This is a genomic window from Snodgrassella sp. ESL0304 (assembly GCF_013344995.1).
GTDB classification, from domain to species: domain Bacteria; phylum Pseudomonadota; class Gammaproteobacteria; order Burkholderiales; family Neisseriaceae; genus Snodgrassella; species Snodgrassella alvi.
Window position 1 is genome coordinate 104,238 of sequence record NZ_JAAEDR010000012.1, and the last position, 20,018, is coordinate 124,255.

The 20,018-nt window shown below is 40.0% G+C and carries 14 protein-coding genes; 10 read left to right on the top strand and 4 right to left on the bottom strand.

The genetic code is table 11. The features are described from left to right. Window positions 1-1,147: 1,147 nt before the first annotated feature. Complete coding sequence (locus GYX91_RS04085; protein WP_157785008.1) at window positions 1,148-1,288, bottom strand: hypothetical protein; 141 nt, start codon at window positions 1,286-1,288, stop codon at window positions 1,148-1,150. 297 nt (window positions 1,289-1,585) lie between these two features. After that, a complete protein-coding gene (locus GYX91_RS04090) occupies window positions 1,586-2,917 on the bottom strand; it encodes a DEAD/DEAH box helicase (RefSeq protein ID WP_084585850.1) in 1,332 nt (443 codons plus the stop codon). A gap of 425 nt (window positions 2,918-3,342) precedes the next feature. Here GYX91_RS04090 and GYX91_RS04095 point away from each other — a divergent pair, with 425 nt between their 5' ends. The 5 genes from GYX91_RS04095 (at window position 3,343) to hisC (ending at window position 9,283) form a co-directional block, all read left to right on the top strand. Further along, window positions 3,343-4,290 carry a class I SAM-dependent methyltransferase gene (locus GYX91_RS04095; RefSeq protein WP_174830015.1) on the top strand — a complete coding sequence of 316 codons (948 nt, stop codon included), beginning with the start codon at window positions 3,343-3,345 and terminating at the stop codon, window positions 4,288-4,290. Between the two features lie 28 nt (window positions 4,291-4,318). Further along, on the top strand, window positions 4,319-4,909 hold the full coding sequence (locus tag GYX91_RS11230) for a ricin-type beta-trefoil lectin domain protein (RefSeq protein WP_174830016.1): 591 nt from the start codon (window positions 4,319-4,321) through the stop codon (window positions 4,907-4,909). A 481-nt stretch (window positions 4,910-5,390) separates the two neighbouring features. Then, window positions 5,391-6,578 carry a 5-(carboxyamino)imidazole ribonucleotide synthase gene (locus GYX91_RS04105; protein WP_174830017.1) on the top strand — a complete coding sequence of 396 codons (1,188 nt, stop codon included), beginning with the start codon at window positions 5,391-5,393 and terminating at the stop codon, window positions 6,576-6,578. Window positions 6,579-6,607: 29 nt separating this feature from the next. After that, window positions 6,608-8,143, top strand: coding sequence for a SulP family inorganic anion transporter (locus tag GYX91_RS04110; RefSeq protein WP_084551618.1), 1,536 nt, complete (start codon window positions 6,608-6,610; stop codon window positions 8,141-8,143). 81 nt (window positions 8,144-8,224) lie between these two features. Beyond that, entirely contained in the window at window positions 8,225-9,283 is a 1,059-nt protein-coding gene (hisC, locus tag GYX91_RS04115) for a histidinol-phosphate transaminase (RefSeq protein ID WP_084564704.1), read from the top strand. Between the two features lie 74 nt (window positions 9,284-9,357). Here the strand turns inward: hisC and GYX91_RS04120 are convergent, their stop codons facing one another. Together GYX91_RS04120 and GYX91_RS04125 are read right to left on the bottom strand one after the other, a co-directional pair. After that, window positions 9,358-10,326: an FAD:protein FMN transferase gene (locus GYX91_RS04120; protein ID WP_078475275.1), complete on the bottom strand. Its 969-nt coding sequence runs from the start codon at window positions 10,324-10,326 to the stop codon at window positions 9,358-9,360. Between the two features lie 24 nt (window positions 10,327-10,350). Beyond that, window positions 10,351-13,128: a flavocytochrome c gene (locus GYX91_RS04125; protein ID WP_174830018.1), complete on the bottom strand. Its 2,778-nt coding sequence runs from the start codon at window positions 13,126-13,128 to the stop codon at window positions 10,351-10,353. 470 nt (window positions 13,129-13,598) lie between these two features. Here GYX91_RS04125 and GYX91_RS04130 point away from each other — a divergent pair, with 470 nt between their 5' ends. The 5 genes from GYX91_RS04130 (at window position 13,599) to sbmA (ending at window position 19,912) form a co-directional block, all read left to right on the top strand. Continuing rightward, complete coding sequence (locus tag GYX91_RS04130; protein ID WP_037393993.1) at window positions 13,599-14,849, top strand: lipoprotein-releasing ABC transporter permease subunit; 1,251 nt, start codon at window positions 13,599-13,601, stop codon at window positions 14,847-14,849. Further along, on the top strand, window positions 14,842-15,537 hold the full coding sequence (gene lolD / locus GYX91_RS04135; protein WP_174830019.1) for a lipoprotein-releasing ABC transporter ATP-binding protein LolD: 696 nt from the start codon (window positions 14,842-14,844) through the stop codon (window positions 15,535-15,537). Before GYX91_RS04130 ends, lolD begins: the two co-directional genes overlap by 8 nt. Before the next feature lie 36 nt (window positions 15,538-15,573). After that, window positions 15,574-17,355, top strand: a complete 1,782-nt coding sequence (gene recD, locus GYX91_RS04140) for an exodeoxyribonuclease V subunit alpha (RefSeq protein WP_174830020.1) — start codon at window positions 15,574-15,576, stop codon at window positions 17,353-17,355. Window positions 17,356-17,500: 145 nt separating this feature from the next. Then, complete coding sequence (locus GYX91_RS04145; protein WP_084551613.1) at window positions 17,501-18,229, top strand: 5'-methylthioadenosine/adenosylhomocysteine nucleosidase; 729 nt, start codon at window positions 17,501-17,503, stop codon at window positions 18,227-18,229. A gap of 480 nt (window positions 18,230-18,709) precedes the next feature. Continuing rightward, window positions 18,710-19,912 (top strand): peptide antibiotic transporter SbmA, encoded by a 1,203-nt coding sequence (gene sbmA / locus GYX91_RS04150; protein WP_100125337.1) that lies wholly within the window; start codon window positions 18,710-18,712, stop codon window positions 19,910-19,912. Window positions 19,913-20,018 lie beyond the last annotated feature (106 nt).

The following is a 20,018-nucleotide window of genomic DNA, read 5'->3' on the forward strand; positions in this document are numbered from 1 at the left end:
TAAAAATCTGGATTTAGCTATAAATAATATTGGTGAAATCTATTATTAATGATTAATTAGATATCTGGATGAGTTTTAATCATTCAGATTGGGTATTTAATTAGTCTTGTTATTAATTATTATGATTCAATTCGAACTGATGTATGAAAAATCCGGCGAAGTTTATTATTCATATAGAGTAGTGTATTTGTTTTATATTTTATTTATGGTTTTCAGAAACCAGATAATTGTGTAAATATTAAATCAGTTAAAAGCGTAAAAAACGTATCTTTCTTTATCTATCAATAGAATATCATTGGGATTATGTGGTCGTTTGGAATAAACGATATACGAAAATTATTTTTTCAAATATTTTCTCATTTCCAATATTTTAGACGAAAGATAAACTTTATGCTGATAAACAGGTAAATTATTATTTCTAATATTCTGCTTATTTTCATTTTGATATTTTAAAAAAGACAATTCTGTTAAATCTATGAATGATTGAACAGTTGGTAAGGGTATATATTAAATTGAAAAAATTATTAATATTAAGAAATTATTATAAAATTAATTGTCTAAAAGAAAAACAATATTGTAGTGAGGGTGGTTGAATCTATATTATAGTGACTGGTATAGCTGATGATAATTAATATTGCTCCTGGAGCTTAATCCTGAAAAGGTTGAAATAGTGGGACGGTATATAAAAGATAAAAATGTCTATCTGGTCAAATTAAAGTCATTTACAAAATGAATGCAGATGCAGAGAAATTTAATATTTTTATTTTAGCGCAAAGATATTCAATTTTAGGACTGGGATATGATGATATTTATTGTATTGTCAATCGTTTGATTTATAAAAAATTTTATTTAATTTAGTGTGGTCAAATATACTAAGGAATAACTGATTAAAAAATATTTTCATACCGATTTATAATAATTGAATCTGTACTCAATAATTGAATTAAAACAAATTCAGCTGAAAAAAATCCACATTACTGCAATCTTTTTGTATTTGAAATTTTATTATAAATAAGATGTAATGAGTTTATAGGTATTTGTTACTGGTAATAACTTTTCCGAAAATATTATTTATAGTTTTTATTAAAGAGAGCATATTTAAAAAGAGCCCTATCTCTGCAGATAGGGCTCTTTATTAGCAAAAATTTTATTGATGAACAGGTTCGAAATTATGAATGGCTTTTTCATTCTCAGGAGTTTGCTCTTTGCCATTTACAGCCTGAGTATGTTGATAAAAAGCAGCGCGTTTAGCTGCCTGAAAAATTTGTAATCTACGACGATGTTGCATAGTTAAATCCTTTCTCGCTTGCTGGTGTGGGGCACCAACTGTTGTCATTTATAACTTGGAAGTATAAGTTTACTGATAAATTAATAATGCAGATCAGTTATCAGTTCGGATATTGTTTTTAACGTAATAATTTATTAGTTCATTAAACAATATATAAGATATAACAGAATATTGCAAGACAGTGATGTATGTCTGTCTTTAAATTGAGAGGAAATGATAAATAGAAAAACCGCAGAATTGTTAAAAGGTCAGGTCTGAATCAGTAGCCTGACCTTTTATTACGATAAAGTGAGGAGCTTATTGCTTGGGTTGGCTATTACTACGTCTGTTTGGCTGACTGTTTCTCTGACGGGCAGCCGGATTGTTCTGGCGGGAACGGTTTGGTTGCTGTTCGCCAGACTGACGGCGGTTTGCATTCCAGTTGCCATTTTTGTTGTGATTACCATAGGAGCGGCGACCTTTATTCGCTATTTTACCAGCACGTTTACGTGTCGGTTCCATACCGGCAATAGTTTGCTCAGGTAGTTTGCGGTTTAGGTAGCGTTCAATTTTATGTACTTTAATATACTCGTTTACTTCAGCAAAAGTAATGGCCAGACCGGTTCGGCCAGCACGGCCTGTACGACCGATACGATGTACATAGTCTTCAGCCTGCTTAGGTAAATCATAATTAATGACATGTGTAATGGTTGGTACATCAATACCACGGGCGGCAACATCAGTAGCCACCAGTATTTTAATCCGGCCTTTGCGTAAATCCATTAATGTACGGTTACGCCAGCCTTGTGGCATATCGCCATGCAGACAGTTAGCCGAAAAGCCTTTTTCATAAAGTTCATCAGCCAGCTGTTCAGACATAGCTTTGGTGGCAGTAAATATTACTGCCTGATCGATACTGGTATCACGCAACAGATGATCAAGCAGACGGTTTTTATGCCGGATGTCATCACAGTAATACAGTTTTTCATCAATTTTGCCTTGTTTTTCTTCCCGGGCAATATCGATTTTTTGCGGTTGATGTGTTAATTTTTCGGCAAGTTTACCTACCATACCATCCCAGGTAGCTGAAAATAACAGGGTCTGACGTTCAGTAGGAGTTGCGGCAACTATGGTCTCAATATCATCAATAAAACCCATATCCAGCATTCTGTCTGCTTCATCCAGAATAAGCACTTCAAGCCGGCCAAAATCAATGCGTCCCTGACGCATGTGATCCATCAGACGTCCCGGAGTAGCTACGATAAGATCAATCGGACGGGATAATGCACGGATTTGCTGACCGAAAGCTGTGCCGCCTACCAACGTTACTGTGCGCAGCCAAGGCATGTTTTTACCATAAATCTGAGCGTTTTTTTCTACCTGTTGAGCAAGTTCGCGTGTAGGTGTTAATACCAGAGCACGCGGGCCTTTGCCTGATTTTTCACTGCGTTTGAGCAGTTTTTGCAGTGTTGGTAATAAAAATGCGGCTGTTTTTCCAGAACCAGTTTGAGCGGAAACCATTAAATCCTGGTTATCCAGAACTGCCGGAATAGATTCAAGTTGTACTGGTGTTGGATTTTCGTAGCCGGCAGCAGTGAGTGCATTGGTGAGTTGTTTGTCTAGTTTTAAATCTGAAAAAGACAATGTCATGATTTTCCTTTGGTTAAACGACCAACCAAACGTGATAATCTAGTTTATTGATGTGAAATTAGATTACAGGGAACTGTTGCTAGCTTAAGCCAAAAAGAAAATAACAAAGGAAAGATAGCAATTGGTTGTCGTAAGCGTGTGTGTTTAGGTATTTTATACATCGACAACAACCAGACAACGTACGCATTGCTGCGAGTGTTGGGAGAGCGGCATTACATAACTATTAAAGTAATAATGAATTCGCCGTATTTAATAAGGTTGCAAACGATGGTTTCAAATATTATCTTTTTAATTATAAGAGATATGGTCTTTTTAAGCAAGAGCACTATTATATCTGTATATGTAAATGTGCGAAGGTTTCTGTGGTTTTTTCCGTTACAATGTGACTGTTAGTGTATTTATTGCAGAAATGTAAAATTTTATTTATGAGTGAAGATATTGGTGCTTTTGTCAATCGTATGGGCAAAAATATTAAGCATTTACGTAAATGGGCACAACGTCAGGATATAGAGGCATGGCGTATGTATGACCGGGATATTCCGCAGTATCCATTTGCTGCTGACATTTATGCCGATCATGTACATTTACAAGAATATGATACGGGCTGGTTGATGCATAAGACAGACTATGAAAAATGGTTGGCTGAAGTAGTGGAGGCTGTTTTATTTGTGACTGGTCTGCCTAAAGAACATATTCATGTGAAAAAAAGACAAAGGCAAAAAGGTAAAGATCAGTATGAAAAAACTGGTGTTACGGGTACGGATTTTGTAATTCATGAGCATGGGCGTGCATTCTGGGTGAATCTGGATAAATATCTGGATACAGGTTTATTTCTTGATCATCGTAATACTCGCCAGAAAATAGGCAATATAGCGGCGGGAAAACGATTTTTGAATTTATTTGCTTATACAGGCAGTTTTTCAGTATATGCTGCAACTGGCGGTGCTTTATTCAGCGAAACTGTAGATCTCTCGAATACTTATCTGCAATGGGCACAACGAAATTTTGAATTGAACGGGCTGGATATGCAGGCTCATCAGATTGTTCGTGCTGATGTATTTCAATATTTGCAGAAAGCTGATGAAGATCACAAACAGTTTGATTTGATTGTAATGGATCCGCCAAGTTTCTCAAATAGTAAGAAAATGCTGGATATTCTGGATATTCAGCGGGATCAGGAAAAACTGATAGATGGTGCAATGCGTTTATTATCGAAACAGGGTAGTTTGTATTTTTCAAATAATCTGCGTAGTTTTACTTTAAATCCGGTTCTGGAGCAACGTTATGATGTAAATAATATTTCCAGAAAAACAATACCTGAAGATTTTCGCAATACTCGTATTCATCAATGTTGGGAAATCCGGCATCGTTAATCAAAAGGTCATTTTGCGGGAGATAAAAATGATTCGGGCTATACAATTATTTTTAGTTTTTGGTGTATTGAGTTTGTCAGAGTGGTTATTTTCTGTAGCTGAGGCCGCTGTTATCTACCATTCAGGTCGTGGCGAACGTCATGTTTATGTCGATTTACCCGTTTCATCAACTACAACCATTAATAAAACAGTACATATTAATGCTCCTGCCGGTGCAACAGTGATTTATACGGATACGCCGGTTTATCCTGCTGCACTTCCGTATCCTCCGGTTTATCCTATGGCATCCAGTATCAGTTTACGGCCGGTAAGCCATGGCTGTCTGCGTAATGACGGTATGTCTTCGGTCTGGCAGTCGGTAGCACTCGATTCCTGTGCCGGCGGTGAAATCAGCGAGGCTTTTTATTTTCATCAGGGGCAGGTATGGCTGAATAATCGTTGTCTGGCGGTGAAAAATCATTCAGTAGGGACAGTTTTCTGTGAACCGGACAGGAACAATAATTGGTTGCTTACAGGCAGACAGATTCGTGACAGAAACAGTAATTTATGTGTGGATGGATCACAAGGACATTTACAATTGCGACCTTGCAGTAATGATAGAAGTCAGCAGTTTCATTAAATCTGTTTACAGATTTGTTAATATAATAAATATATCCAATAAAATTTATTGTTATATTTTATAATGCGAATCTATGTTTGTAATATTTTGTTTAATTGATAAATTTGGTAAAAGTAGATAACTTTTGACTTTAATATAATTCTACATGTTTATGTAATTTTATATTTTATTATGTTAAGATAATACTTAATGAAATTGCTTTAAATTTATTGAAAAATTTGTTTTTATATTCATAATTATAAATACGGACATCAGTTTTATTTATGTTGTGCCTGTGTAAACTTTGCCTGTTTCAGTGGTTTCACTGGTGGAATAATAGCTGCTAAAGAAGTGGTAATTAAGCTATTAATCCGATTTATCAGGTAGAAATATAACGAATATGTATGAGAAAAGGCGATTTCATACTGATGACTTTCATTGCAGGAATTTTTGATTTCAGCTAATTTTATTTATATTCTTGGTAAGGTAATTTAATACCACTATGTCTCGTTTTTCTTCCTGTATTCTGCCGCCGGCGATGCTGGGTATTCTGGGTGGCGGCCAGCTGGGTGCAATGTTTACGGTAGCTGCTAAGACAATGGGTTATCAGGTAACGGTTCTGGATCCTGATCCGAATGCGCCAGCAGCACAGTTTGCTGACAGACATTTATGTTCTGCATTCGATGATGCTGATGCTTTGCAGCATATGGCCAAATGTGCTGCTGTTACAACTGAATTTGAAAATGTAAGTGCTGATTCAATGCGCTGGCTGGCACAATATACGGTTGTATCGCCCTCGGGAGATTGTGTTGCGATTGCTCAGGACAGGCAGCAGGAAAAAGAATGGATTGACCGCGCAGGTCTGGTTACCGTGCCTTATGCTGTTATCAGCACGGAATCTGATATTAATGATTCTCTGAAAAAATTGTTACCGGGTATTCTGAAAACAGCCACTCTGGGTTATGACGGAAAAGGACAGAAAACAGTTGATTCTATCGCTGAATTGCGTGAAGCTTTTACTCAATTGCAGCATGTGCGCTGTGTGCTGGAAAAAAAAGTAGATTTACGTGCTGAAATATCAGTAGTGGTTGCCCGTCTGAATAATCAGTATGCAGTATGTTTTCCACCCGCAGAAAATCAGCATAAAAATGGTATTCTGGCGTACTCATTAGTACCGGCAAGGCTACCTCAGGCTATATTAAAGCAGGCTGAAAATATGGCTTTTAAGCTGGCTCAGGCCATGAATTATCAAGGGGTACTGGCAGTTGAGATGTTTGTTGTAGGCAATGATATGCAGTTGATTGTTAATGAAATTGCTCCCCGGCCGCATAATTCAGGTCATTACACTTTAGATGCCTGTATTGCTGATCAGTTTCAGCAGCAGGTAAGATTAATGTGTGGTTTGCCTCCGGCAGCCTCAGATTTATTAAAGCCCTGCTGTATGGCGAATATTCTTGGTGATGTCTGGCCTGAAAACGGCGAACCGGACTGGAATGCTGTTCTGAATCATAAAACTGCCTGTTTACATCTGTATGGAAAAAAACAGGTGAGACCCGGCCGTAAAATGGGACATTTTACTGTTCTGGCTGATAACCCTGATCAGGCATGGCAGACAGCACGCAATCTTCATCTTCACTTGCAAAACTCAGCTCAAAATTCTTGCTCGACTGCTTTAGATAAATCCTGTTGACATGGACAAAGGATAATACCTTGAAACTGATGAGCACAAAACTGTCTCCATTGGCGTGGTTTTCTTCTGGCTGGAAATTATTGGGATATGTCCTGCCAATGGCCCTAGCCTGTGCTGGTATTGCCGGTTTACCTGTTTCTATGGCAATTGCAGGTGTGATGTGTGCTTTGTTATGCAGTCTGCTTTTGGGCGGTAGTAAAAAAATATTATTAACACCATCACCTTTTTCCGCACTAATGCTGATGGCGGCAATAGCCTATTATGCAGGTGTAGTCAGTGAACGTATTGCTGTGGCCAGTTTACTTACGCTGTTTACCGGTGGCTGGTTAATATTGATGTCACTGATATTACCCAAACATTGTCTGAACTGGATTGCACGGCCAGTCTGGCATGGTATTGGTTTGGGTATGACGCTGACTCTGATTGTCATGCTTTTTCCGGTCATTTTAGGTGTGCAGTCCAATAATAGTTCATGGCAGGGAATGTGTGAACTGCTGATTAATTGGCAAAGCTGGAACTGGCCAAGTGTGGTTTTGGCCGGTTTATCATTTGCCTTGCTGGTATTATGGAGAAGCAAAACTCAGCCCAAGGCTTTATGGGTATTATTACTGGTATGGATTCTCAGTTATATATGGCCGTTTGCGCTAGTCGGAATTGCTACTCCGGTTCAGCAAAATGTTCAGCTCTGGCCATTTATGAATCCCGTACATGCTGACTGGCCATTATTGTTTTTTTTAAGTGCCACAATAGCACTATTAATATATATGGAAAGTTGTCAGTATTTATCTAATCAGTTCAGGCGTAATGTTGGCCTGGTTGGTTTTAGTAATATTCTGACAGCATTCACCGGAGGTATGGTAATCAGTTTAGGCTACATAGCTGATGAGGTTCTCAGGATTAAGCGTAATACGCTGATAGCAATGTTATTGCTTATGGCACTGATTTTTTGCTGGTCATGGCTGGCATATGTACCATTACCTGTGCTGGCAGTAATTGCGTTATATGTTATTTGTGTTCAGATTAACTGGTGTGAATTACGTTTATATTGCTGGCAATGGAGCGATTTATTGTGGCTGTGTATATCTGCCATACTGATTATTCTGTTTGGTGTCTGTACGGGTTTGTGGCTGGTGATTTCTTTTGCTCTGATAGTAATGTGCTGGTATTCACTCCGGATGCATGCCTGGCCGGTTTTATTGCCTGAAGTTCAGATTATTGCGCAAGAAGCGGTTATCATTTTACCGCAGATATTATTGTTTGCTAATGTCAGCACGCTGCTGAATAAAAGCTATCTTCTTATTAATACGCTGGATATTAAAAAAATATATCTGGATATGAGTGCAGGCTGTCATGCTGATGTGACTGTATTTTTTCATTTACAAGCTCTTGCCCGTAGATTGCATCAGCAGGAAAAAATGTTATTTGTATGTGGTCTGAATGAAAAAACATACCGTATACTTATTGCTAAAAAGCTGGATTATTTATCAGCCGAGCAATTCAGTACCCTCAGTGCTGAATCTTTGTTAATATGTCATAAGTATAATAATGGTCCTGTAATAGCATGATTTGCTCAATATGATAATTGTTGATATGAATGTCAGTTCTGAGATTTTAATACTGAATATTTTATTCAGGCTGGAGAGAGAATGAGTAAATTCTGGAGTGAGAAAACCAGACAGCTGCAACCTTATGTACCCGGAGAGCAGCCCAAAATAGCTAATCTGGTTAAACTGAATACTAATGAAAATCCATTTCCGCCTTCTCCATTGGTATTAAAAGCAATGCAGGCTGCTACTGAAGATTTGCGTTTATATCCTGATCCGAATGCAGATAGATTAAAACAGACCATTGCTGATTATTATGGTTTGTCCAGGGAGCAGATTTTTGTGGGTAATGGTTCGGACGAAGTACTGGCTCAGGCATTTGCTGCTTTTTTTCAGGGAAAACAACAATTATTATTACCTGATATCAGTTATAGTTTTTATCCGGTCTATTGTCAGTTATATGATGTTGAGGCCCGTTATATCCGGCTTGATGAGCACTTCGCTATTAATCCGGTTGATTATTATGGTGCTCAGGCCGGAGTTGTTTTTCCTAATCCGAATGCACCTACCGGATGTATTTTGCCTTTGGCTCAGGTAGAGCAGATATTACAAGCCAATCCGGACTGTGTGGTACTGGTAGATGAGGCCTATATTGATTTTGGCGGTGAGTCTGCGGTGGCATTGATTGCTGATTATCCTAATCTGCTTGTGGTGCAGACACTTTCAAAATCTCGTTCGCTTGCCGGTATGCGGATTGGTCTTGCACTAGGGCAGGCAGAGCTGATTGAAGGACTTGAGCGGGTTAAAAACAGTTTTAATTCTTATCCGCTTGATCGTTTAGCACAAGCTGGCGCTATTGCAGCATTCGAAGATGAAAATTATTTTCGCTCAACTTGTGCCAAAGTTATTGAAAACCGTATCTGGCTGACTAAACATCTGTCTCAGCTCGGATTTGAGGTTTTACCTTCGCAGGCCAATTTTGTCTTTGCAAGTCATAAAAATAAAACAGCTGTGGAAATTGCTGCTGAGTTACGCCGGCATGGTGTAGTGGTTCGGCATTTTCCTCAGGAAAGAATCAATAATTTTTTACGAATCAGTGTCGGAACACAGCAACAGCAGCAAAGGCTGATTGAAGTATTGGAAGAAATGCTGAATCCATAGACAAATATACATTCTGATTTTGCTCGTCTGGAAAGTGCAAATTATCATAAAAGGTATTTGTTCGGTTAATGCAGTTAAGAATAGCTGATGAGCTGATAATCATCTGCTGTTAATTCAAATGTGAAATGCTGATTGGATTGAATAATTATTTTTTTATCCCGTGTTACGAATATGACTCCGATATTTTGCTTTTTTTTCAGTTCACTCAACCCTTGTCTGATACCTAAGCCATAGAAAATAGTTGAATAAATATCTCCGGTTAATGAGTTATCTGAAATGATGGTTACACTGTGCAATTCATTATTCAGAGGATAGCCGGTGTGCGGATCAAGGATGTGATGATACAGCTGGTCGTTAAAAATGAAATAGCGTTCATAAATGCCGGAAGTGACTACTGATTTGTCTTCGACATGTATGATTCCGAGCAGATTGTTTGCCTCGGCAAAAGGGCGTTTCAGACCAATATGCCATTGCTTGTCAGCAGTAATTGGTGAGTAACCGATTGTTAGTACATTACCTCCGCAATTGATAATTGCCTGAAAAATATTATATTGAGCTAAGAGCAATTTGATAATGTCCGCAATATAGCCTTTGGCAATAGCTCCTAAATCAATTTCCATACCAGCTTTAGCCAGATATACAGTTTGATTTGTCCGGTTCAGATCAATGTGATTCGGGTTAGTCAGTGTTAATCTACGGGCTATTTCATCCTTTTCCGGAATACTGCGTCCGTTAAAACCTATTTTCCATAATTTCACCAACGGACCAATTGCCAGATTAAACTTGCTGTCAGGTAACAGGCTGGCTGCTTTAGCCTGACTGATTAAATCAAAAACCAGTTTGCTTACTGCTACCGGCTGTTTGCCGGCAGCATGGTTAATGCCCATCACCTCTGAGTGGTAGCGGTTTACCGTTAACTGAGCTTCCAGTTGCTCTATAGCGTTAAAAACGGCAGAAACTGCGGTTAGGTTTTCAACGAACAGTTTCAGGGAAACCGTTGTCCCCATTAACTGTTGGCTATAGGTGTAACTTGTACCAGACATAAGTGATGAGGTATTTATCTGTAATTAATGATTTTTAGCATATGCAGCAGCCTGATCACCGGCCTGAATACCAAAAATAATGATATCGGCAATGGCGTTCCCTCCAATGCGGTTGCCCCCATGTACACCACCGGCAACTTCACCTGCGGCATAAGCACCTTTAATAATCTCTGCATGAGTATCAAGAACTTCTGTTTTCGTATTAATGGTTACACCACCCATAGTATGGTGAATGCCTGGTGCAATGCGGATAGCGTAAAAGAATGGCTGGTTCAACTGGTGACGCATGCCGGTAGTACGTCCGAAATCTTCATCATGCTGTTGTTTTACAAAATGATTGTAGCGCTCTACTGTGGTAATGAGAGAATCCGGATTAATATTCAGCTTTTCTGCAAGTTCAGTCAGTGAGCCGGCTTTTACCGCTAGTCCTTTGCTTATGTAGGTTTCTGCTGCTTTATTTTCAGCACAAATCTGTTCATCAAATAATATATAGGCATAATGTTCAGAAAGAGCAATGATGCTGTTGGATACTTTGTCACGGGTATCCAGTTCATTGACAAAGCGTTTGCCTTTTTGCGATATCAGAATAGCACCTCCGCCACGAATGGATTCTGATATCAGATAAGCGGTATTTTGCTCTACTGTGGGATGAATCTGTATTTCGTTCATATCAACAGTGCCGGCACCAATTTTTTGTAATAAAGCAATGCCTGAACCGGTTGCTCCTTTATGATTGGTGGTGACAAAATCAGCTAAATCAGGGCGGTAATGGGTGACCATTTGTGCATTGGCTCCAAAGCCACCGGTTGCGATAATGATTGCTTTGGTGCTGATGCGTTGTTCATTTCTTTCTTCGTCGCGCACGATTACTGCGTTAATGTGTCCGTCCTTCATTTCAATATCCGTTACAGAGGTATCCAGCATTACCTCTATCCCGCGGTCATTAATATTTTTCAGCAGACCGCTAATCAGAAAACCGCCGACTGCGGCACCATTATCGGGACGATGAGTGCGGTCTACACTCATACCGCCTGTGGTAGTCAGGTTATTTAACCGGATTCCTTTTTCATCCAGCCAGTCTATTGCAGCCGGAGCATGTTCTACAAAGTAGTGTAATAATTGCGGGTTGTTTTTATTTTTACCGCCTTTCAGGGTTTCGTTATAAAACCATTCTTTATGGTCGGTAATTCCTGCCTGCTGCTGAAAGCGGGTTTCAGCCGCATTCATACCTGCGGATGCTTTGTTGGTATTGCCGCCGATAACCGGCATTTTTTCAATAATAATTACTGAAGCCCCTTTATCATGTGCTTCAATAGCTGCGGCCAGTCCGGCACCGCCGCTTCCGACGACGACTACGTCACAGGATTTATCATCAGCATCACCGCCTTCTACAATTGTCGCTACTTTATATGAGGTTGATATGGCTTTGGTTACAGCTTTTTTAAATGCATCACATTGTGATGTAGCGCCACTGATTGCATCTACATAAGGGCTGTTGGCTGCCAGAATCCGTTCTTTAATTTCATTGAAATTACGTATAGAAACATGATCCAGTTTTTCGGCATTGACTAAAGACAAATCTTTGATAAAGTCTTGCCCCAGTTCTACATTTATGACAAATTGGTTATCAAAATCGTCGCTGACAGTTTGCTGATAGGTGCCGGCATGGAATTTTTTGGTATTGATTTCTCTTACCATGCTATGAATAAGCGGAAAGCGCCATAATGGTTCGGGAATGTTCAGGTTAGTACGCTGATCGCTGTTCATGGATAGCTGTAAATCATTATGTTTCTGAATGCGTTCAGCCCAGTCAGGATAGGCCACACAGGCGCGCCCTGCAGCGATGAGATCATAGCCATGTGCCATTGCTGTTTCTGCATCAGTTTTATTCACGACATTACCGACGCCGATAACCGGTATCTTAGCCAGTACGGCAGAGCGTAATTGTATGTATTTATCAATTAATGGTGTTTCATCATTGCTGTCGATGATGGATGGCCGCAGTGTGGCAGCCATAGAAAAATGTATATAGTCCAGACCAATTTGAGCGAGTTTGTCTAGCAGGAACAATGAATCGTCAAAAGTAATGCCCGGCACTTCGAGTTCTTCCGGTGAAAACCGGTAACCGATAATAAATTCATTAGAAGCATATTTTTTAGCCATTTGCCGGCTGATTTCAAGTATGGCGAGCGGGAAGCGGACGCGGTTTTCGCGGCTGCCGCCCCATTTATCCTGGCGCTGATTGGCGTGTGGTGAAAAAAACTGCTGGATAAGATAAGTATTGGCGCCATGTATTTCGATTCCGTCAAAACCCGCGGCAATTGCGCGCCTGACAGCTTCGCCGAATTTCTCAATCATATCTTCAACTTCGCCGGCTGTCATTGCTACAGGAACCGTTGCATTCGGACGTGGAATAGCAATCGCACTGGGGCAGACAGGTGTCTGACCGCCGATTAATTGCGGTTCAACCATTCGCCCGCCATGATAGATTTGTATAACAGCTTTGGAACCACGCTCTTTTATGGCTGTGGCTAACAGGCTCAGACCTTCGATACAATCATCATTATGAATGCCTATTGCTCCCGGAAAAGCCGGTCCTAAAGTATCAACATACGCGCATTCAACAATTACTGTGCCAATACTGCCGGCACGTTCACGATAATAATCAATCAGATTATCTGTTACAGTTCCATCATAAAAACCACAGCAGGTTGTCATTGGAGCCATAACTAAACGGTTTTTTAATACAGTACCATTCGGTAACGTCAGCGGATTGAAAAGGGGCGAAGATAGCTTATTCATATTTTGATACGAGTTCATCAGAACGGGATAAAAAGACTTAAATATATGGTAGCGTAAACGCTAATAATCATCTATTAAGCAAAAGGATTATATATTACAATGACATATATATAATATATTGCATTGATGTTTATCAAATTAAGCGGGTTAAATCGGGTAAATAATTTGTTTTGGGTCAGTTTTAAATACTTCTTTAACTATGAGTGAGATTGTTCACTACCACTCTTATATTAAACAGTTTGTACTGCATACTGATTCATACGAGCCACATCCGGCTTTGCGGTTTTCATTATTGAACTAGATATTATCAGCAGAGCATAATTAGGATTGGTTCTGCATATTATTTAACGTGCTGAAAAGATAAAAATTAATTTTTTACAAATATTAATAATCAGGTATTTGCTGTATAAGCATGACTTTGTCTGCTGCGCTCAGGTACAATCTGTTTTTTCTATTGAAATACAGTACTCATGGCATCTCTGGAAACATGGATTGGTTTACGTTATTTACGTGCCAGAAAACGTAATGGGTTTATGTCATTCATTACAGCAGTATCAATAGTTGGTATTGCATTAGGAGTGACAACATTAATTGTTGTTTTATCTGTTATGAATGGTTTCCAAAAAGAAATCCGCAATCAGCTCTTGAGTGTTGCTCCTCATGCTGAAATGGGTTTCTATGAAAATAGTCTGGACCAGCACTGGCAGGATTTGCAGAAGCTTGTTAAAGGTAATCCGCAAGTACTGGGCTCAGCTCCTTATGTGGCTGATCAGGCTTTGCTTGCTAATGCCGGCGAAGTTCGTGGTGTGCAAATACGCGGAATAGATCCGGCACTGGAAGGTAAAGTTGCAGATTATGGTCAGGGTATGCCCAAAAATGGGTTTGCTGATCTTAAGGCGGGAGAGTTTGGTATTCTTCTGGGAAAAGATTTAGCCGATGCACTGGGTGCTAATATCGGAGATAAGATAACCGTTATAACCCCTGATGGCAATGTTACGCCGGCTGGTATGGTGCCACGGCTGAAGCAGTTTACATTAGTAGGTGTAGTTAAAACCAAAATCTATGAAGTGGATAATACACTTGCTTTAACTCATATTACGGATGCACAGAAATTGTACCGGCTGGGAAATAATGTAAGCGGATTGCGTTTAAAACTGGCTGATCCGCAGAATGCCCCGTCTGTCATTCAAAATATTGTACCGGCAAAACTTCACAATGAAATCTGGATTCGCGACTGGACTTTTCAAAATCGCAGTTATTTTGATGCAGTGCAGATGGAAAAACGGATGATGTTTATTATCCTGTTATTAATCATTGCTGTAGCTGCCTTTAATCTGGTTTCCTCTTTAGTCATGGCTGTTACCGAAAAACAGGCTGATATTGCTATATTGCGCACCCTCGGACTTTCGCCGGGCGGCGTCATGCGTATTTTTATGATTCAGGGTGCCATAGCCGGATTCTTCGGTACTTTTTTTGGTGTATTTTTTGGTGTGACACTCGGGCTGAACATTGGCCGGATCGTTGCCTTTTTTGAACATCTGACTGGTAAGCACCTGATTCCTTCGCAAGTGTATTTTGTAAGCTATCTGCCTTCAGATGTGGAATTTTCTGATGTTTGTATGATTGCTGTTATTTCATTATTACTGGCTTTCGTTGCTACTTTATATCCAAGCTGGCGTGCCGCCAAAACTCAGCCGGCGGAGGCTCTGCGCTATGAATAAACCAGAATATGTTCTTGAATGTGAGCATGTCAGCAAAACTTATGATGACGGACATTTACAGGTATCTGTACTGGATGATTTAGATTTCAAAGTCAGATGCGGTCAAAGTGTGAGTATAGTTGGTGCGTCCGGGAGTGGAAAATCTACTTTGCTGCATTTACTTGGCGGACTAGATACACCCAGTAGCGGTACTATACGTCTGATGGGACAAGATATTACCCGTCTTGGGCAGAAAGCCATAGGTCAGCTGCGTAACCAGTATCTGGGCTTTGTTTATCAATTTCATCATTTGTTGCCAGAGTTTACTGCGCTGGAAAATGTAATGATGCCTTTACTGATTGGGCGTATACCGAAAGCTCAGGCAGAAGAACGTGCTAAGGAAATGCTGGATAAAGTAGGGCTTAAGCAGCGTATGAGCCACCGCCCCGGTGAATTGTCCGGCGGTGAGCGGCAACGGGCTGCTATTGCCCGTGCACTGGTTACTCATCCCGCCTGTATATTGGCTGATGAACCTACAGGCAATCTAGATAGGAAAAATGCCGGCAATGTACTGGATATGATGCTGGATTTACAACATGAACTGAATACAAGTCTGGTAGTTGTTACCCATGATGATGAGCTTGCTCAGCGTTTTGATGAAGTCTTAACGGTGACAGATGGTAGATTAGTACCCTTTAATGTTCGTTGATGTATGAATGTATTAGGTTGTATTGATTGATTAAATATGGCTGAAGCTATCAATCCGGCAGAAACTCAGGAACAGTCTGCACATCCGGCACTCGCTGCAATTGAGCATGTGCTTCGGGTGGTTGCCCAGCATGAGTGGGAAATTATTCAGCCATGGGCTGATAAGCTGTTATGGGCGCTGAATCGTGGAGACAGTTATATTATTGTTCCCCGACAGCATTCGGAGGCGCTTCGTAAATGCAGAATTCTTGTTGGAGCTGCTGGTACTTATACGCCATTCATTTTGCAAAGCAATCATTTATTTTTAGGAAGAATGTGGCAGCTTGAGCAGGATATAGCCGAGTCTATGCTGGCATTGGCTAGTATTCCGCCTATTCATTTAAATATGGATGTAGCCGCTGATCTGGCAGACTGGTTTCCTGATGCAGACGGTACCCAGCAACGTTTTGCTGCGGCACTGGCTCTTATTCAGCATTTTGTAGTGATTAATGGCGGGCCCGGAACAGGTAAAACGACTACTGTAGCCAAAATACTGGGTTTATTGCTGAAACATACCTGGCATTTATCACGTCCGCCGCAAATTGCACTGGTAGCTCCAACTGGCAAAGCAGCGGCACATATGGCCAGTGCTTTACAACGTGCATTGGATAAGCTGCCATTATCTGATGACAGCAGACAATTGCTGGCGGATTTATCAGGTCAGACGGTTCACCGCCTGTTACAGTTACAGCCTCCATTATTAACAGGCCCATTTGATGCAGAACATCCTTTACCGGTTGATATACTGGTGGTGGATGAATCTTCGATGCTGGATTTGTCTCTGTTTCGTGCACTGTTGCGTGCTTTAAAGCCTGATGTTCGTATCATTTTGCTGGGAGATGCTAATCAGCTGCCTGCTGTAGGCGCAGGAAATGTGCTGGCTGAATTATCCCAGCCGACAGTACTGTCTCCTGAACTGAAAAAACAGCTTACGGCTTTATTGCCCGAACAGTTTTTGCCTCCTGTCAGCGATAATGCCGGTATAGCTCAATATGTTGCAACTTTAACTCACAGTTACCGATTTGATGCGACACAGGGTATTGGTGCTCTGGCCTCCGCTTGTATCAACGGTGACGCGACGGCTGCACTTAATGCAGTAAACAGTTTTCCGGAGCAGTTACAACTGCACCAACTTGATATACAAGTACTGTGTCGCAAATTATATTCACAGCAACAGCTATGGTGGCAGGCAGTGGCTGAAAATAATATTACTCAAGTATTCAGCCATCTTACCGATATTATGGTGCTGACTGCATGGCGTACTGATGCAGAAGCATTTAATCAGCAATACCGAAGCTATTTACGGACTCAGTTACATCAGAATACAGATAGCTGGTTTGCTGGTATGCCGATTCTGATTACTCAGAATGATTATGGTGTGGGTTTGTTTAATGGTGATATCGGCGTGATTCTTCCTGAACAGAATAATAGTGGGCATTTACTCGCTTATTTTGCTGAAGGGACAAATTATCGTTCAATTTCCCTCAGCCGCTTACCACAGCATGAGGCAGCTTTTGCCATTACGGTACATAAAAGTCAGGGATCAGAATATGATGATGTCTGGTTGCTGGCTCCGCAGTTGCGCGCAGCAGCTGATGATTCGTTGTTTAACCGTTCTCTTTTGTATACCGCATTAACCAGAGCCAGAAAACAGTTTACTTTTTGCGGTGCGTCTAAACAGCTAGTACAAGGTATAAAAAATAACCAGCAGCGGCATAGTGGATTAGGTACAGCTCTGACTCAATTATTGAGGAAACAGACGCAATTGTCTTTATTCTGAGTTGGCGGAATCTGAATCCGCATTGGTTGTTTTGTTCAAATAATTCATCTGTTAATCATTAAATTGTTGTGCATTACATCCATGTGGTGAATAAAATAAGATTATGCTATTCTGTTTGATTCTGTTACAGAATAAAGTTTCAATTATGCAAAAACCTTTAATTGCCATTATTGCGGCTATGCAGCCTGAGCTGGATTACCTGCTTGAACAACTGGATAACCGGCAGGATAGTCAGGCTGGTGCTGTTCATTTTCATCAGGGTGAAATTAAAGGCGTACCAGTGATACTTGCACTGAGTGGTATTGGTAAAGTCAATGCGGCGCTGACAACAGCAGTAATAATTGAAAGATTTACACCTGATTATGTTATCAATACTGGTAGTGCCGGTGGTTTGAAAGCCGGTATTCAGATTGGCGACGTTGTTGTAGGTTGCGAAATAGCTCATCATGATGTTGATGTAACTGTTTTTGGTTATGTGCCGGGGCAGGTACCACAATTACCGGCACGATTTAACGCTAACCAGTATCTTGCTGATGCAGCCAGAAAAGCCGCACACGTATTTACAGGTGCAGAAATCTATACTGGTTTAATTGTCAGTGGTGATCAGTTTGTTGGTACTGCTGAACAAAATCAATTGATTAAAGAAAAATTTTCTGATGTTGTGGCTGTAGAAATGGAAGCCGCTGCCATTGCGCAAACTTGCTATCAGCTTAATATCCCTTTTGTGATTATTCGTGCTATTTCAGATAATGGTGATGCAAATGCTTCTGTCAGCTTTGATCAGTTTCTGCAACAGGCTGCCGGTAATTCTGCACAAATGGTAATCAACTTAATTACTTCAGGATTGAATAAATCTGCCTTTGAAAACAAGTAAATTAGAGTAGTGATACTGAAAACAGAGTAGATATTCAGATAAATAAATATTCTGATACTGCTCTGTTTTTTTATTTCTTGCTCTGAATTGTCTTAATATAGTGTTGGGTACTGTCAATCTTTTGACATTTATTAGTCTTGGCAGAAAATAATAAATAATTTGGATTATCTGTTTGAGCATGTTTATGCAGAAAATTTTCTTAAAAGCATTACATTGCTAAAATTTAATTTTGCCGGTTTCTCAGATATCGAATTTGATACAGGTGCTGTGTGATTACATTAAATTTTTGTTTGAAAAAATTTGATTATAAACAATTTAAATATTATTAATTGACTTTGTAGACAAGCCACTATTTAATAGCTTCTTTACAATATAGCTGGTTATGTAATAACTGTATTTACTGTGCTGCCCGCAGCTATAGAAAATTAAGACTAATAATAGCTTATTTTTAACCGGCATTTATTTCATCAGGATGAGATTGTGTTCCATTCATTTTTTCCAAAGCCACGTTGGTTTTTTCCGTCTGCCATATTGTGGATAGGCCTGAATATTGCCCTCTGGTATTGTGGTGGGGAGAGTGCCGGAGAGTGGTTTGGCTGGCCGCAAGGCTATGCGGACAAACCTCTGACTATTGGTCTTTCGCGTTTCTGGTCGCCGGCATTTTTGTGGTTTTATCTCTGGTTTTTGCTGGCTACAATCATTTTTGCTGTTTTCTGGTCAGTAGTAGCAAAACATCCGTGGCAGCGCTGGTCAATATGGGGTTCTGCTTTAATTCTTTTTAATATCTGGTTTAGTGTACAGATAAACGTAACGATTAATGCCTGGTATGGTCCTTTCTGGGATATGATTCAGAAGATGCTCAGTAATGGGGGTGGGCCGATCAGTGATTTGTATCAGAATATACTAACATTTTTGCAGATTGCGATGGTTGCAGTAACAGTATTTGTATTAAATACTTTTTTTGTCAGTCATTATGTATTTCGCTGGCGTACAGCCATGAATTATTACTATATTGAAAACTGGTCGAAACTGCGTACTGTTGAAGGGGCTTCTCAGCGTGTTCAGGAAGATACAATGCGCTTTGCCACTATTGTAGAAGAGTTGAGTGTCAGTCTGGTTCGGGCGGTTATGGTATTGATTGCATTTTTACCTCTACTGTTTCAGTTATCCAGCCATGTGCCGGCATTACCAATAATTGGTGAAGTAAAATATTCACTGGTTTGGGCAGCACTGGGCTGGTCCTTGTTTGGTACAGTTTTATTAGTTGCGGTCGGTATTAAATTACCCGGACTTCAGTTTAATATTCAAAAAGTAGAAGCTGCATATCGTAAAGAGCTGGTATATGGGGAAGATGATAGTGAACGTGCTCAGCCGGCGACATTGAAAGAGCTTTTCGAACGGGTAAAGGTTAATTACTACAGACTGTATTTTCACTATGCCTATTTCAATATGGTGAGTATATGGTATTTACAGCTGGATGGTATATATGGGCTTGTTATGTTATTTCCATCCATTGCAGCGGGTACCATGACTCTGGGCTTAATCAATCAAATTCTTAACGTATTTAATAATGTTCGTGAATCATTTCAGTATCTTATTAATTCATGGAAAACCATTATTGAATTGCTGTCAATTCATAAACGTTTGAAGGCTTTTGAATCTATACTGAATGACAAAAATTGATATCTGATTGTTTAGAAAATTCTATGGGTATCCGGCTCTGACCGGATACCCATAGAATTTTATCATTTTGCTCCGATTTCGATAGAGAAAGATTAGTGATAATGTA

What these genes read in the sequence shown, in the direction of transcription:
- GYX91_RS04085 (WP_157785008.1), bottom strand. Translation starts at nt 1,288, where the DNA reads ATGCAACATCGTCGTAGATTACAAATTTTTCAGGCAGCTAAACGCGCT.
- GYX91_RS04090 (WP_084585850.1), bottom strand. Translation starts at nt 2,917, where the DNA reads ATGACATTGTCTTTTTCAGATTTAAAACTAGACAAACAACTCACCAAT.
- GYX91_RS04095 (WP_174830015.1), top strand. Translation starts at nt 3,343, where the DNA reads ATGAGTGAAGATATTGGTGCTTTTGTCAATCGTATGGGCAAAAATATT.
- GYX91_RS11230 (WP_174830016.1), top strand. Translation starts at nt 4,319, where the DNA reads ATGATTCGGGCTATACAATTATTTTTAGTTTTTGGTGTATTGAGTTTG.
- GYX91_RS04105 (WP_174830017.1), top strand. Translation starts at nt 5,391, where the DNA reads ATGTCTCGTTTTTCTTCCTGTATTCTGCCGCCGGCGATGCTGGGTATT.
- GYX91_RS04110 (WP_084551618.1), top strand. Translation starts at nt 6,608, where the DNA reads ATGAGCACAAAACTGTCTCCATTGGCGTGGTTTTCTTCTGGCTGGAAA.
- hisC (WP_084564704.1), top strand. Translation starts at nt 8,225, where the DNA reads ATGAGTAAATTCTGGAGTGAGAAAACCAGACAGCTGCAACCTTATGTA.
- GYX91_RS04120 (WP_078475275.1), bottom strand. Translation starts at nt 10,326, where the DNA reads ATGTCTGGTACAAGTTACACCTATAGCCAACAGTTAATGGGGACAACG.
- GYX91_RS04125 (WP_174830018.1), bottom strand. Translation starts at nt 13,128, where the DNA reads ATGAATAAGCTATCTTCGCCCCTTTTCAATCCGCTGACGTTACCGAAT.
- GYX91_RS04130 (WP_037393993.1), top strand. Translation starts at nt 13,599, where the DNA reads ATGGCATCTCTGGAAACATGGATTGGTTTACGTTATTTACGTGCCAGA.
- lolD (WP_174830019.1), top strand. Translation starts at nt 14,842, where the DNA reads ATGAATAAACCAGAATATGTTCTTGAATGTGAGCATGTCAGCAAAACT.
- recD (WP_174830020.1), top strand. Translation starts at nt 15,574, where the DNA reads ATGGCTGAAGCTATCAATCCGGCAGAAACTCAGGAACAGTCTGCACAT.
- GYX91_RS04145 (WP_084551613.1), top strand. Translation starts at nt 17,501, where the DNA reads ATGCAAAAACCTTTAATTGCCATTATTGCGGCTATGCAGCCTGAGCTG.